Source organism: Alteromonas sp. W364, assembly GCF_031846205.1.
GTDB classification, from domain to species: Bacteria; Pseudomonadota; Gammaproteobacteria; order Enterobacterales; family Alteromonadaceae; genus Glaciecola; species Glaciecola blandensis.
Map to the genome: position 1 here is coordinate 1 of NZ_JAVRID010000002.1, position 14,555 is coordinate 14,555.

At 41.9% G+C, this 14,555-nt stretch carries 12 protein-coding genes and 1 pseudogene; 8 read left to right on the top strand and 5 right to left on the bottom strand.

Features of this window, described 5'->3' with window-relative positions; genetic code table 11:
- Positions 1–259, top strand: a pseudogene (tuf, locus tag RM556_RS02895) (elongation factor Tu); the annotation flags it as partial.
- 99 nt (positions 260–358) lie between these two features.
- Here the strand turns inward: tuf and RM556_RS02900 are convergent.
- Complete coding sequence (locus tag RM556_RS02900) at positions 359–925, bottom strand: GspH/FimT family pseudopilin (RefSeq protein WP_311373794.1); 567 nt, start codon at positions 923–925, stop codon at positions 359–361.
- Between the two features lie 139 nt (positions 926–1,064).
- On the opposite strand from RM556_RS02900, the gene hrpB reads away from it, so the two are divergent.
- Complete coding sequence (hrpB, locus tag RM556_RS02905) at positions 1,065–3,563, top strand: ATP-dependent helicase HrpB (RefSeq protein ID WP_311373795.1); 2,499 nt, start codon at positions 1,065–1,067, stop codon at positions 3,561–3,563.
- A gap of 4 nt (positions 3,564–3,567) precedes the next feature.
- Here hrpB and trhA read toward each other — a convergent pair whose 3' ends face one another.
- Together trhA and RM556_RS02915 are read right to left on the bottom strand one after the other, a co-directional pair.
- Complete coding sequence (gene trhA / locus RM556_RS02910) at positions 3,568–4,230, bottom strand: PAQR family membrane homeostasis protein TrhA (protein ID WP_311373796.1); 663 nt, start codon at positions 4,228–4,230, stop codon at positions 3,568–3,570.
- Positions 4,231–4,351: 121 nt separating this feature from the next.
- Positions 4,352–5,485, bottom strand: coding sequence for a galactose oxidase (locus RM556_RS02915; RefSeq protein ID WP_311373797.1), 1,134 nt, complete (start codon positions 5,483–5,485; stop codon positions 4,352–4,354).
- A 562-nt stretch (positions 5,486–6,047) separates the two neighbouring features.
- Here RM556_RS02915 and RM556_RS02920 point away from each other — a divergent pair.
- The 4 genes from RM556_RS02920 to RM556_RS02935 all read left to right on the top strand — a co-directional run bounded on the left by RM556_RS02920 (position 6,048) and on the right by RM556_RS02935 (position 10,402).
- Positions 6,048–6,248: a hypothetical protein gene (locus RM556_RS02920; RefSeq protein ID WP_311361756.1), complete on the top strand. Its 201-nt coding sequence runs from the start codon at positions 6,048–6,050 to the stop codon at positions 6,246–6,248.
- 352 nt (positions 6,249–6,600) lie between these two features.
- A complete protein-coding gene (locus tag RM556_RS02925; RefSeq protein WP_311361757.1) occupies positions 6,601–8,580 on the top strand; it encodes an alpha-amylase family protein in 1,980 nt (659 codons plus the stop codon).
- A 167-nt stretch (positions 8,581–8,747) separates the two neighbouring features.
- The gene (locus RM556_RS02930; protein ID WP_311373798.1) at positions 8,748–9,803 is read left to right on the top strand and encodes a CNNM domain-containing protein; all 1,056 of its coding nucleotides are present in this window, start codon (positions 8,748–8,750) and stop codon (positions 9,801–9,803) included.
- A gap of 146 nt (positions 9,804–9,949) precedes the next feature.
- A complete protein-coding gene (locus RM556_RS02935) occupies positions 9,950–10,402 on the top strand; it encodes a DoxX family protein (RefSeq protein ID WP_311361759.1) in 453 nt (150 codons plus the stop codon).
- A 47-nt stretch (positions 10,403–10,449) separates the two neighbouring features.
- Here the strand turns inward: RM556_RS02935 and RM556_RS02940 are convergent, their stop codons facing one another.
- The gene (locus tag RM556_RS02940; RefSeq protein WP_311361760.1) at positions 10,450–10,893 is read right to left on the bottom strand and encodes a hypothetical protein; all 444 of its coding nucleotides are present in this window, start codon (positions 10,891–10,893) and stop codon (positions 10,450–10,452) included.
- 218 nt (positions 10,894–11,111) lie between these two features.
- Here RM556_RS02940 and nhaD point away from each other — a divergent pair, with 218 nt between their 5' ends.
- Both nhaD and RM556_RS02950 read left to right on the top strand, forming a co-directional pair.
- Entirely contained in the window at positions 11,112–12,533 is a 1,422-nt protein-coding gene (gene nhaD, locus RM556_RS02945; protein WP_311373799.1) for a sodium:proton antiporter NhaD, read from the top strand.
- Positions 12,534–12,696: 163 nt separating this feature from the next.
- Positions 12,697–13,470: a hypothetical protein gene (locus RM556_RS02950; protein ID WP_311373800.1), complete on the top strand. Its 774-nt coding sequence runs from the start codon at positions 12,697–12,699 to the stop codon at positions 13,468–13,470.
- An 18-nt stretch (positions 13,471–13,488) separates the two neighbouring features.
- Here RM556_RS02950 and RM556_RS02955 read toward each other — a convergent pair whose 3' ends face one another.
- Positions 13,489–14,286 carry an energy transducer TonB gene (locus RM556_RS02955; protein WP_311361763.1) on the bottom strand — a complete coding sequence of 266 codons (798 nt, stop codon included), beginning with the start codon at positions 14,284–14,286 and terminating at the stop codon, positions 13,489–13,491.
- Positions 14,287–14,555 lie beyond the last annotated feature (269 nt).

Consider the following 14,555-nt stretch of genomic DNA (forward strand, 5'->3'; position numbering starts at 1 on the left):
ATACGTACTAAGCAAAGACGAAGGTGGTCGCCACACTCCTTTCTTTAAAGGTTATCGTCCACAGTTCTACTTCCGTACAACTGACGTAACAGGTGCTGTAGAGCTACCTGCTGGCGTAGAAATGGTAATGCCTGGTGACAACTTGAAGTTCCACGTAGAATTAATTGCACCAATCGCGATGGACGAAGGTTTACGCTTCGCAATCCGTGAAGGTGGCCGTACTGTAGGTGCTGGCGTAGTAGCTAAAATCCTAGACTAATATCTTTTCGAAGATAATAAGAAGGCGCTCAGTGAGCGCCTTTTTTTGATCAGAAAATAGAGAAGGCATAACGAGCGACTACAATAACAATCGCAAATACTATAGATAACAACTTAGTTCCTTCCCTGCATTTGTTTCATGAATGCCATTTTCGTCTCTGTCTTTGCTTAAACTCAGTTTCCCCTGCAGGCTAATTGTGAGCAATCGGGCGTATTTCGCCTCTGAGTTTTCAGGACACACTTTTATACTTGCAGGGCTAGCGGTTACACCGCTTTCATAAAAACGAATGAGCTTATTCCTGCTTGATACTCGAATGCCATTTTCTGACACTGACTTACTGGTCAGTAAGACTTCATCTGGGTCTCGATATTGATTGTGATTATCGTCAAAGAATATGATTTTAGGCGCATCCCAATTAGAACTGCATGTGCTGTAGTCTTCTGCGGGGCATAGCACTACCGTACCTTCCTGCTCAATAGCTTTGAAGCGAGCAAAACGCATCAAGGCATTTAACTCATTCACTTCTGCAGTCATTCTCGCTTTAGTCAGAATAGAGACGAATGACGGCACGCCCATTGTGGTTAAAATAGCGAGTATGCCGATAACAATCATCATTTCCACTAGGGTGGTTCCGTGTTCACTGTGCTTTTGTGTTTGTGGGTTCATGTATTTCCATCCTTGGTTTTTACATCACACAAACAACATTGTATTCTTGTCGCCAGCTTTTCATACTGAACCAAAGACGGTTTCTAATTGCGGTGACTATTCGTTCTAGTCGCAATAGCTTTTTACTACTTAGGCGCTCATGTTACCCATCACCGACATCTTTTCTGAACTAGATATCACATTAGGCAGTGGCGACCATATTATTGTTGCCCCGCCGGGCGCTGGAAAATCAACTGAATTACCATTGCATCTGTTAAAGCACCCTTCTTTGAACGGTCAAAAGATCTTAATGCTACAACCTCGACGGATTGCAGCTAGAAGTATTGCCCAATATCTAGCGGGGCGAATGAATGAAAAAGTAGGTGACACTGTGGGTTATCGCATACGAGGAGAAAACCACACTTCCAGTAGTACCCGCCTAGAGATTGTCACCGAAGGTGTGTTGACTCGCATGCTCCAACATCAGCCAGAACTTCCGGGAATTGGTCTGATTATTTTCGATGAATTTCATGAACGAAATATGCATGCAGACTTCTCGTTAGCATTATGCTTAGAGGTTCAACAAGCCTTGAGAGAAGATCTTCGCCTTATCATCATGTCGGCGACTCTTGAGGTGAGCGCTTTACAAAGTTTATTGCCTGAAGCGCAATTATTAGAGGCTAAAGGTCGCTCGTTTCCCATCGATATTCAATATACAGGGAAAGTGTCAAACAAGGAGCTGAGCCAAACAGTAGTCAATACTCTATTAGATGTCCTTCCAAAACACGAAAAAGATATTCTTGTGTTTCTGCCGGGCGCTTATGAAATTAATAAAGTCGCTGGATTGTTATCAAAATGCCTTTCTCAAGATAACGAAAACCATGCGTATTCAATATCTAAAATAGACATACACTGCTTGTATTCTGAGCTTAACAAACAAATGCAGGATGCTGCATTAAGACCTTCTCAATCAGGGCGGCGCAAAGTCATACTAGCAACTAATATTGCGGAAACGAGTTTGACCATCGATGGTATTGAGGCTGTCATTGATAGCGGTATAGAAAAAAAAGCAATTTACGATTTACGTCGTGGTTTTACACACCTTGCCTCGCAAGCGATTTCACAAGCATCGGCAAGTCAAAGGGCAGGACGAGCCGGGAGGTTGATGGCGGGTACGTGTTATCGAATGTGGGATAAAGAAACTCACCATCGACTGGCTCGCCAGTCGACACCAGATATATTACAAACGGAAATTTCTTCGTTTTTACTGGAAGCCCTAGTGTGGGGGAGCGACTTTTCCGATTTAGCATTATTGGACACACCGTCTTCTGCGCAAATTGCACAGGCACGCGATACACTTCGCGGTTTAGGCATTATTGATGAGCGAGAAAAGCTCACTTCCCTAGGTAAAGTTGCGCATAATCTCGGGGCGAACCCAAATATCGCAGTAATGTTGCTGAAAAGTAAGAAGCTAAGTGAAGCACACGTGAGTTTAGCTTGTGCAATAGCTGCTTTATTGGAAAGCAAAGATCCTATGCCAGACTCACCATCTGTTGAATTGCAATTACGTTTAGCTTTTCTATTAGAAAACCGTTCTCACCCAATATGGATGTTGATTAAACAATGGCAACGAAAAGCACATTCAACTTTACATTCACCCTCAGAAAACTGGCCCTTAGAAGATTGTGGTTTGCTGCTGGCATTTGCATTTCCTCAATGGATTGCAAAGCAACGATCTAGAGGCTTGTATTCAATGGCAAATGGGAGTGGTGGTGCACTGAAACTGCAAGATCCGCTTTCTGAAGAACGCTGGTTGGTGGTTGGAAATATGCATACAACCGAACATCAATCGGGAGATGCTATCGTACGCTTGGCGCAAGCCTTAAGTTTATCGCAGATTGAAGCCTACTTCAGTCATATGGTGAGTGAGCAAGAGTTGGTGCAATGGAATGAAGAGAAACAAAAAATACTAGCTGAAAAAGTCGTGTTTCTAGGCAAAATCAGAATGCATAAACAGCCGCTGCCTCAAGCTAGCCAATCGCAGTTAAATAGTGTTTGGGAGCATCTGCTTCTTGATAAAGGCATTCATGCCTTGCCCTTTGACGATCGCACAAAGCTTTTGATAGAACGGGTCAAATTAGCGAAGTCAGTCGATGATGCTTTTCCTGATTTTTCTGAACAAGGTCTCTTAGCCTACATAGATACATGGTTTACACCTTATCTCCAAGGGCTAAAATCGTGGAAACAGATCGGCCAGTTATCCTTCTATCAGCAACTCCGACAATCGATGGACTACGCAATACAACAAAAGCTAGATTCTTTACTACCTGAAAGCATCGATATTCCAATAGGAAGAAAGGCGAAGCTAGACTACCGGGATAACAACAAAGTCGTATTGTCGGTAAGAATGCAGGAACTATATGGCTTACAGACACACCCCTGTTTACTGAATGGAAAGTTGCCAATCACTATCGAACTTCTGTCGCCAGCTCAACGGCCAATTCAAACGACTGAGGATATCGTAGGTTTTTGGAGCGGCAGTTACCGCGAAGTACAGAAGGAAATGAAAGGACGCTACCCGAGACATTTTTGGCCAGATGAGCCAATGAAAGCACCCGCTACCAGCACTACCAAAAAGCGCATGGAGCAAAAGCAGTAGGGCTTTATTTTACGCCTATCACGTAAGCATAAATTGCATAGAAATGGCACACCGCGCCTAACAGCACAAAAACATGCCAAATAGCATGAGTATAGTGTTTGTGTTTGGCCATATAAAATGGGATACCCAGACTATATGCCACGCCGCCAGCAACGAGGAAAACAAAGCCTGCTGTTTCCAAGGCATTAAAAATCGGAACGATAATGAGCAATGCTAGCCAGCCCATTACAGCATAGGTTGTGACTGCTAAGCGAGGAAACCTATCTTTAAAGATGGCTTTAAAGCCGACGCCTAGCAATGCCACTGACCAGATTGTGATCGTGCTAACCGTAGATACCCAACCTTCTATGGCGACAATCAGGAATGGCGTATAAGTACCTGCAATTAATAAGTAAATCGCAATATGGTCGGCGCGCTTAAGAATAGGTTTAATTTGTTCATTGCTCACCCAATGATACAAAGTTGAGGCGCCAAATAAGAGGATCATTGACGCGCCAAAGATAGCCGATGCGCTTAATTCAGCGACACTATTACTTTTCAAAAGCAGCAATAATGTGCCCACAATAGCAAAGGCAAAGCCAACGAAGTGACTAAGCGCATTTAAGGCTTCTTCAAGCTGACTATAATGAGTCAACTTAATTGGGGGCGGATTTTTTATATCAGACAACGAGAACGACACTTAGCGTTAATTAATTTCAGCTTACAATTGTACGCTGAAACTGTAGATTATAAAAGTGAAGTTTTTTTGACAGCCTTAAACTGGATTGGTAGCTATATTGAATCTTCTCTTAATCTATCTCGATAACATTCACGGCTGATGTCACCGTTTGATTTTGCTGCATTCCACCAACCGTGACTAAGAAGGCCTTACTATCCGTGTAGGGGTCTACCTCTTTATTTTTGATTAGCAAAGCTGCGCGATGATCCATACTGGCTATATCTCGAGTTTCGATTGTCCATTGATTTGCGCTTAAATCATAAAACCAAAGGGCTGAAGAGGGAGCGGCAGGGTTTCCATCATAACCAATTCCATTGTAGTTATAGGGCGTGTTACTACCTCCATAAAAGAACACTCCTTCGTGCTGTTGTGAGCCAATCGCAGCCATTCGGTAACGTGCTTTACCGGTAGGGTGCTTTATCTTGCGCCATGTTATTTTTAGATGGGATGTGTGATCTATCTCGCCACGAAAGCAGGCTGGCTCGGGTAAAAATTGCCGTCTTGATTTACCTGCCCATTCAACTTTAACACCATCACATATTATTAGGCTGCTATTGACAATACCACCGGAGTGACCAAAAACGCCCTCACCGGGAAAGGGAGTGGCTTGTCTCCATGTATCCTCATGAGTATCGTACACTTGGACGAGATTGACGTTACCATCATTGTGCCAACCACTGATGATATATATGAATCGTTCTTTATATGCTGCGGCAACCGCGTCATCAACCGGGACTGCCATGTTTGCTAAAGGCGTGTACTTTTGACTTCGGATATCAAAGGAAAAGTTATCAGGACTAGAGATTTCATTGTGCTTGGCATCTACTGTGTAACCTCCAAATAAATAGGCTGTATCATTGATACCGATTGCAACAGAAGCCAAACGTCCTTTTGGTAAGATGCTTGCTGGTACGTCTGGTAGAGCTCGCCAATTTAGCTTACTAGTTCCACCGCTTAAATCCAAAGAAAACGCTTTACTATGCACGTCTTTGTGCGTCTTTTCTTTGCCCAAGCCCATGAAACTTAGCAAATAAACTCGGTCATCCACGCTGATGCTTGCAACGGCATTGTTACTTACTGGTTCGGGTAATGTCGGTAAAGCAATATGTTCATTGGTGGTAAACTCGTGAGAGTTCGCGAAGGTAGTTTGAATCATCGCGCAAACAATTGAGCTTAAAATAAGCGTTCTAAATATCCATTTCATAAGCAATCAAGTGGTGAAGTAATAAATAAAGGATAACCGACTCTGCACAATAACTCTATTAAGCTTATTACATCTGAGGCTCAGAGGAATATTACCAATTGATATGACATTTGTGTCTTCAGGACGCGTATTTTTATCTTGTCAATTGTCCAGCTCAGTATGTTTCAATCTTCTTAAACATGACAGTAGAGTGAAAAGTAAACAGTTTGGTGTAGTTTTCAACTGTTTGTTTTTTATGCGACTTTTATCTTTCTAGTGTTGCTAATTTGCGTCAGCCTTTATCGATATGTGTTGTAAGAGATCAACTTTTAAGATTGTTTGATTTTGACCGTCTAATTTTTAATACATAGGTATTGATTGGTGAAAGTTAATTAGGTATAACAAACCTAGATGTATTCATTTATTTAATGAATGGTTGTTTTTTGACCATCGAAGTCAATCTGATTGCGCAGATTAAGTCGCAACTGTCAGTGTAGTTTTCTGTTCGGTTAAACAAGAATACAAAAATAAGAATAAGCAAGAGCCCGAAGGCTCTGCAAAAAAGTAATCAAGGAAATATGTAATGACCTTATTGACGACTCGTACCCTAACTCGCGCTTTAGTGATTTGCTTGGCGTTTTTCTATTTGTCAGTGATCTCGGAGTTCTTCGATTTCAATATTTTGTCAAAGATCCCTTCTGTGAGCGCAAGCGCCATCGTCGTCACTGCAGCTTTAGTCATTTTTTGGTTAATTTTCTTTGTGAGAGCTCGACATAGGCATTAAGCCTTGATTTAAGCTGTTTTGCTCCCCCTTCAGGCGGCTCTCATCTTTAGCATTTAGTATAAAGCCATGATTTTATTAGTTTAAATTCATGGTTTTTTTATGTCCTTTCGTTCTACATACGTATTCATATAGCCAAACTATCGTTTCTTGCCTATTGTCTCTATCGATTTATTTTTACAATAAATTATCAAGTTGTTTACAAGTTTGCTCGTTTAGGTAGTCGGTAATAGCGTAAATAACTCAATTTAAATATGCGTGAATTACCGATATGAAACGAGCTACTGAGCGGGCACACAACTGCTTTTACCGCGAGTAATGCAACACTTCGTGTCGACACTTAGGACACACACACATGAAAATCAATAAATTTATAAGCACAGCGCTTTTTGCTGCGGGTCTGACTGCACAACAAGCTGAAGCTGCTCCAAGCACGTTCGTGCATCTTTTTGAATGGAATTGGCAGGATGTGGCGACAGAGTGCGAGACATTCTTGAGCCAAAATGGATTTGCCGCAGTTCAAGTGTCACCGCCAAATGAGCACATAACCAACAGCGAGTGGTGGGCAAGATATCAACCCGTTAGTTATGTATTGGAAAGTCGAGGTGGGAACCGTGCACAGTTCGTCGATATGGTTCAGCGCTGCAAAGCCGTTGGGGTAGATATATACGTCGATGCTGTGATTAACCACATGGCGGCAGGCGGCGGCACTGGTACTGCAGGTAGTAGCTTTGGCAACAAAAGTTACCCTATTTATTCTCCGCAAGATTTCCACACTAGCTGTCCAATCAATAACTATGGTGATCGCTATCAGGTCCAAAATTGTGAGTTAGTTGGCTTAGCTGACTTAGCCACTGAAAATGCTTATGTTCAAGATACCGTAGCAGGCTTTCTGAACGATTTAGTCAATGTTGGTGTTGCGGGCTTTAGACTAGACGCATCCAAGCACATGCCAAGCGGCGATATCGCTGCAATTCTTTCAAAGGTAAATGGACAGCCATTGATATTTCAAGAAGTCATTGATCAGGGCGGTGAAGCTGTTGGAGCACCAGAATATTTTAGTAATGGCTTGGTAACGGAATTCAAATACAGTGTTGAAATAGGTAATGTTTTTAATCAAGGCAAACTTGCTTGGTTAAGTAACTTTGGTGAAGCTTGGGGCTTTATGCCTAGCTACTTGGCGGTTGTGTTTGTCGATAACCATGATAACCAACGTGGTCATGGTGGTGGCGGTAATGTCATTACTTTTGAAGATGGGCGATTGTACGATTTGGCGAATGTTTTTATGTTGGCCTATCCATATGGTTACCCAAAGGTGATGTCTAGTTATGAGTACTTTGGCGATACTGATCGCGGTGCCCCAAGCACTAATGTTCACAACAATGGAAACTTATCGTGTTTTGGTAATGAGTGGAAGTGTGAACATCGTTGGTCTTATATTGCCGGTGCATCGAAATTCAGAGATGCGACATCTGACAATTTTGCGACTTCAAACTGGTGGGACAATGGAAACAATCAGATTGCCTTTGGGCGCGGAGATAAAGGTTTTGTCGCCATTAACAAAGAAAGTTTTGCTTTAAACGCGACTTTGCAAACAGACATGGCACCAGGAGAATACTGTAACGTCTTGAAGGGCGACATCAATACATCGAACTCAGCTTGTTCAGGTGAAATAATTACGGTAAATGGGAATGGCACTATTAACGCCAGTGTTGCTAGCTACGATGCTTTCGCCATCCATCACGAGGCGAAAGTGACAGGAACAATTAGCAATTTCCAGCGTACCGTTATCTTTATTGAGCAACAAACTGCAGTTGGTCAAGACATGTTTATACGTGGTGGCTTAGATCACGGTGTTGCTGCTACGTTCGGTAAAAACTGTACGGCAAGTAATTATGAATGTGCAATACGCATTCAACACCGCAATACAATAAATGCGACAACGGCACCTTGGAAACTAAACGACAATTACCTTGACTGGTATGGTTTAGAAAGTGGACAAGACTCTGGTGCACGGGGTACGGCGTTGGATTGGACAATAGACAACTGGCCAAATTCTTGGGGTCAAATTCGTCGGGTGATGAGCGATGGTTATGGTGAGGAAGTGCTCAATATTTGGGGGGCTAATCAGTGGATGCTCGACGTAGATATGGCGTGTGAAGACACCTTCAACGGTTGGTTTGAAATAAAAGCTTTCGTTAAAAATGGGCAAGGTTGGGAATCAGACATTACCCAAGCAAATACACCATATGCTTCGAACAATCATTTTGCACAGTGCGGTAAGGTGAACCGATTTGTATTTAACGCAAATTCAGTTGAAGTGCGAAATTTCTAATCTAGTACTTAAAATAAAAGTCCAAGCTTGCCGTCGGTGAGCTTAGGCTTTTCTAAAATACCCCTTGAATCTGATAAAAGAAGACAAAGAATGTATTTAATCAAATGATTATCGTCACTCAGGTGATACAATCATGTTTCACTTTTGAATAATAACGAACTGACACTATGTTTTTGCTGATTGTTTACGTGCTAATCGCACTTGGTTTTTCTTTTATATGCTCTATCGCGGAAGCCGTGATATTGAGCGTTTCGCAAGCTTATATTTCCTTGTTGCAAAAAGAGGGTAAGGCATCAGGCGATTTGTTAGCAAAACATACAAGTGATATCAACAAGCCGCTTTCGGCAATTCTAACACTGAACACGATTGCCCACACAATGGGTGCGGCAGGCGCCGGAGCGCAAGCAGCCGCTGTTTTTGGCGACGCATATTTAGGGGTTATTTCAGCAGTTTTGACCCTACTTGTCTTGGTATTTTCAGAGATTATCCCTAAAACCTTAGGCGCTACTTTTTGGCGTCAACTAGGACCAATCACGGCTTACTTCCTTAAATATTTGATCCTTGTTTTGTACCCATTTGTTGTAATGTCACAAAAGTTAACCAGTGGCTTTAAAGAAGACAGTCCACTGAAAGGACTTAGTCGCAGTGAACTTTTAGCGATGGCAGAACTGTCAGGCGAAGAAGGCCAACTAGCCAAACAAGAGTCTCGGTTCCTAAAGAGTCTGTTACAGCTTCATGAATTAACAGTGAAAGATGCTATGACACACCGTACCGTTGTTTTTTCTGCGCCTGAATCAATGACGGTAACCGCATTCATGGATGAAAAACTGCCAACCGAGTTTTCGCGTATTCCAGTCTATGAAGACGATCACCGAGAGAACATTAGCGGTTTTGTGTTGAAGTCAGATATTTTGTTAGCAAAAGCAAATAATGAGCATGATAAAAAGCTCTCAGAAATGACTAACTCGTTACCAACGGTTTTAAGTGATATGCCTTTATCGAGCACCTTTGACCAATTCTTAAAGTCACGTGTTCATATGGTGTTAGTGGTTGATGAGTATGGCGGTTTAGAGGGTATCTTGACCCTAGAAGATCTCTTAGAAAGCCTGTTAGGCATACAGATAGTCGATGAAAGCGATACAAACGTGAGCATGAAGCAACTTGCTAAAGTTATGTGGCGTCGCAGAGAGCGCAGGCTCATGGGAAATGAAGATTCAGAATAGTCAGCTTTGGAACCATTCTAAAAATTAGATAATAAGCTGCTATTTTTAGCGATTTTCTTTTTATTAAATCGGAGTAAATTATCAATCAAGCGCTAAGTCACGAACTACTTAGTACAAGCATTGATAACACTTTGAGGAAATAAATTATGAACACGCTATTACGTCAACACGCTTTTGTCGCCAATGAGTCATTCGCTCCACTCGCACTTCGTTTGGTCGCCGGTATTATCTTTGTAGCTCACGGAGCACAAAAACTGTTCGGCTGGTTTGGTGGCTACGGTCTTGAGGGGACAGGTCAATGGATGGCTTCAATCGGCCTTGAACCTGGCTACTTTATGGCATTGATGGCCGGAAGCGCAGAGTTCTTCGGCGGATTATTTTTACTCGCTGGATTGCTCACTCGTGCGACAGGTCTGGTGCTAGCTGTCACAATGCTAGTCGCTATTTTTGCTGTTCACTTTGAGAATGGCTTGTTTATGTCGAATAACGGATACGAATTTGCATTGGCCTTATTTGCGGTTTCCGTTTCAGTTGCAGTATCTGGAGCAGGTCGCTTATCAATTGATTCTTTGGTGAATGCAAAATTAAACAAAGACTAATATTCGCTAAGTAACTAAAGCCAGTCATTCTTGCTGGCTTTGTTCCCTCACAACTCACTTAAAATATGCTTCCATGCATTCAAATGATTCTGATAATTCTGTTTAAGCTGTTTGGTAACGGCATTGACTTCGCGTAAATCTTCTGGAATTTCACATAGGATCCGCCAGTGATTTAGGGTGTTTGTTGCTGCCGCTGTCAGCTGTGCAATACTGGCATTTGCATGCTTGTTAGTTTGTATTGCATCATCAGTTCGCTGACAAAAAGACTGCAGCGGTGAGTCTGCAATAGGTGCCATTGCTCTAGTGACTTCGTAATCTCGGCGCAGTTGTTGGTAGTGCTCATTACTCGAAGAGATATCACGTCCACTTTGATTGACTTCTTGTATAATAGCGTGCGCATACGTCATTGTGTCGTATGTACTGAGATGTAACTGTTCAAACACTGCCTCTTTTGCCTGCAATCGTGGGTCAACGAACTTCTCATCTGACATACAACACCCCTTACACCTTAACTTGATATTCATTATTCAGCGTTATTATAGATACAAAGTCTAATCAAATATGGATTGAAATCAATGTTCTACATAGAGAAATAGTATACTCTCCGCGCGTAATTTTTCGTCGTAGACCAATGTCTTATAGTGAGTTTTTCATTGTCTGATAAAAAGGCGTCAGCGCATTTCAATCTTTTTAATTTATGGAGTTTCGAATGTTATTTCGATCTATCTGGGTGGTGATTATTTCTCTCGCTATGAGCTTCAATGTTTTTGCTAGCACTAGCGGCTCAAGTGAGGGAGGCAGTTTGATCAATCTTACGATGTCTCCATTGGGATATATTGCTATTGCTATTTTTGTCATTGCTTATGTATTTGTCATTCTAGAAGAGCAGTTGCATCTTCGAAAATCAAAACCAGTGCTCTTGGCCGCAGGTTTAATCTGGATACTCATCGCGATAGCCTATCAAGGACAAGCAGACCACACTTTAGTCGAGCAAGGGATACGCCATAACTTCCTCGAGTATGCCGAGCTTTTCTTCTTTTTGCTTGTCGCAATGACTTATATTAACGCCATGTTAGAACGTGGTGTATTTGATGCGCTGCGTGACTATCTTGTTGGGAAGGGCCTTAGCTATCGTGGCTTGTTCTGGTTAACAGGGATTCTTGCATTCTTTATCTCGCCGATAGCCGACAACCTTACAACGGCGCTTGTGATGTGCGCGGTGATAATGGCAGTGGGTAAGGATAAGCCAGAGTTTATCGGATTGGCCTGTATTAATATTGTCGTTGCTGCAAACGCAGGTGGTGCTTTCAGCCCATTTGGTGACATTACAACATTGATGGTTTGGCAAAAGGGCATTGTTGAATTCTGGACTTTCTTCAATCTGTTCTTACCGTCGGTGGTTAATTTCCTGATCCCTGCTGCGATTATGAGCTTTGCGATTCCACAAGGAAAACCAAAGCATGATGATGGCGCCAGCGCAATTAAAATAAAAAGTGGTGGACTGGTGATCGTTGGCTTGTTTCTAGCTACCATTGTGACGGCGATTAGTTTTCACCTAGTGCTTCATATGCCGCCTGTTTACGGCATGATGACGGGATTTGCTTATCTTAAAATTTATTCGTTCTTCTTAAAGAAACAATCTACAAATTGGGAGCAGGAGCCAGATAGTTCACCCGGTTCAACGCCACACGGAAGCTATGGTAAATTTGATATTTTTAACAAAATCGCTCAAGCCGAGTGGGATACATTGTTTTTCTTCTACGGTGTGATTATGGCAGTCGGCGGCTTGGGCTTTATGGGCTATCTCGCCGTGACGTCAGAGTTTATGTATGGGCAATTAGGCGCATTGAATGCCAACATATTGGTTGGGATACTGTCTGCCATAGTAGATAACATCCCAGTAATGTTTGCGGTACTGACGATGAACCCGGAAATGTCACAAACGCAATGGTTATTAGTGACCTTAACCGCAGGTGTTGGTGGAAGCTTGTTGAGCATTGGCTCAGCAGCAGGTGTTGCCTTAATGGGTCAAGCCCGAGGTTATTACACCTTCTTTGGCCACCTAAAATGGATGCCCGTGATTGCGTTAGGTTATGCGGCAAGCATAGGCGTTCATTTATTAATTAACTAAACCACCGTTTGTATTTCCTAAAACCGACAAAGTCCATATTTACTATGGGCTTTGTGCGTTTTATCTATAAGCGCTTTCCCCTTCAAGTTAGGAATGTTGGCTTTGCTATGTAACTATCACTGTTAGCAAACGACTAATCTAATAAACCCAATACAAGATAATCATGACAGAAGACTTTCGGCGTTTAATTGAAAAAAATGCAAATAAGATTAAACGCTTAGCCAGAAACTATTCATTTGGTAGAGAAAATAATGATTTAGAACAGGAGATTTTTCTCCAGATCTGGCGGAGTTACTCTTCATTCTCTGCGCAATCTTCTATAGACATTCAAAATCAAATCATGAGCGCAACAAGCAATACTCAAATTTATTATCGAAACGTAAAGCGAAACTTCATCATCGAGACCACTGTTTCGATTCTGGCTTTCTTGTTTGTGATTGCGATGATGGTGTTTGGTGATTGGTTAATGGCAAAAACATTATTCGAGTTTTCTTTAAACGAACATATTAGTGGAACGGGGAAAGTAAATAATCTGATGATATTCAGTTTTGTTCTGATGGCAATCTACTGCATTACCACTCCTATCAAGCTTTGGCGATCAATTAAGCCAGATGAAACCTTAAGTTGGTCGCTAAGTGACAGAGTAAAAAGTGAAATTGGAAGACTGACCTTGCAATTACATTTTTGGAAAAAATCACCTATATGGTCATTTCTACCCGCCATCATCATTGGGCTGTCTTTTTTCTGGGGTTTGCAGTTTAGTCTGTTAGGAACTTGGGCCCCCAGTATTTACCTAATGGCCTATTTTGCTTTGCTTGGCCTGATGACCTTTGGCGGGTTTTGGCTGAAAAAGCACATGCTTCAAAATGAAATAGAGCCACTGCTGCAAGAGTTGCAAACGCTAGACACTGAATTAGTGGCTCTTAATAACGACTAAGCAATAGGAAACTCGGCATTAGTTGTCGAGTTTCCAATCCAAACGCACTTTAAGATCTGTCATTTGGTTTTTTTTATCAGCAGGACGGTTTTCAGGATAATAAACCCATCTCTCTAGTGCCTTAATTCCGGCACTATCAAAAACGCCTTCAGGGAAGCTATCAATGACTCTTATATTACCTGTTGTGCCGTCTTCATTGAGATCAAATAACATCACAACATGCCCTTCAATACGTTCGCGTGAGGCCTCTAAAGGATATTGAGGCGGAAAACGAAGGTCTTTTCTTTCCGGATGTCCTCGCTGAACGTCGATAGACACGAGCTGTTCATCTTTCGAAGTGAAAGGTATTCCCATAAAGCGATGGTACTCTTGCTTTGCAGCCAAGGCTTTTTCGCGCAGTTGTAGGGCAACAGAAATATCGTAAACAAGTTTTAATGCAAATTTTTGATGGCCAGCATTCAGTTTCTTTTGGGCTACAGCATACTCGGCTTTGTTTAAGGCCTCTTGATAAGTATCTTTATCTAAAAAGTAGAGCTGACTCAATCGAAATGCAAGAAAAGCATCTTCGAATCCTGTAGATGGTTTTGCACTTTCGTATCTCTCTATTTTGCTGCTCGCATCGGAATCTGAGTACCTATCCAATAGACTAAGTTGTTGGCTTAAGTCATTGCTTAAGTAACTATTAGATTTGGTGAGTAAGCAAGCGTAGGTATAATCATCATTGCATTCACTTTTTTGGTTGGTGGTGACTTTGCAAGCAGGTAAGCCGACTAAGCAAATAGTAATGAGTAATAAGACTTGAAACGTTCTGTCCATAGGGAAGTATCCTTAAAATCCGTTTTATTTCGTTTTCGTTTAGTGCATTAGCACTAAAGTTTAGCCATCAACATTAGTGCTTGTCTCTGGTCATTTGAATATAAAGGAACAGTTGAGAATAACAAGTGCATTCTAGCTTATGCACAATTGCATTCACTTTTTAGCCAAAAATTTGGCATAATAGATCATCAGCAAATCACATCTAGTTGTTTGTTCGTACGAACACCGATAAAACCGAAATATCAGCAGTTACGCTAATAAAAACGATA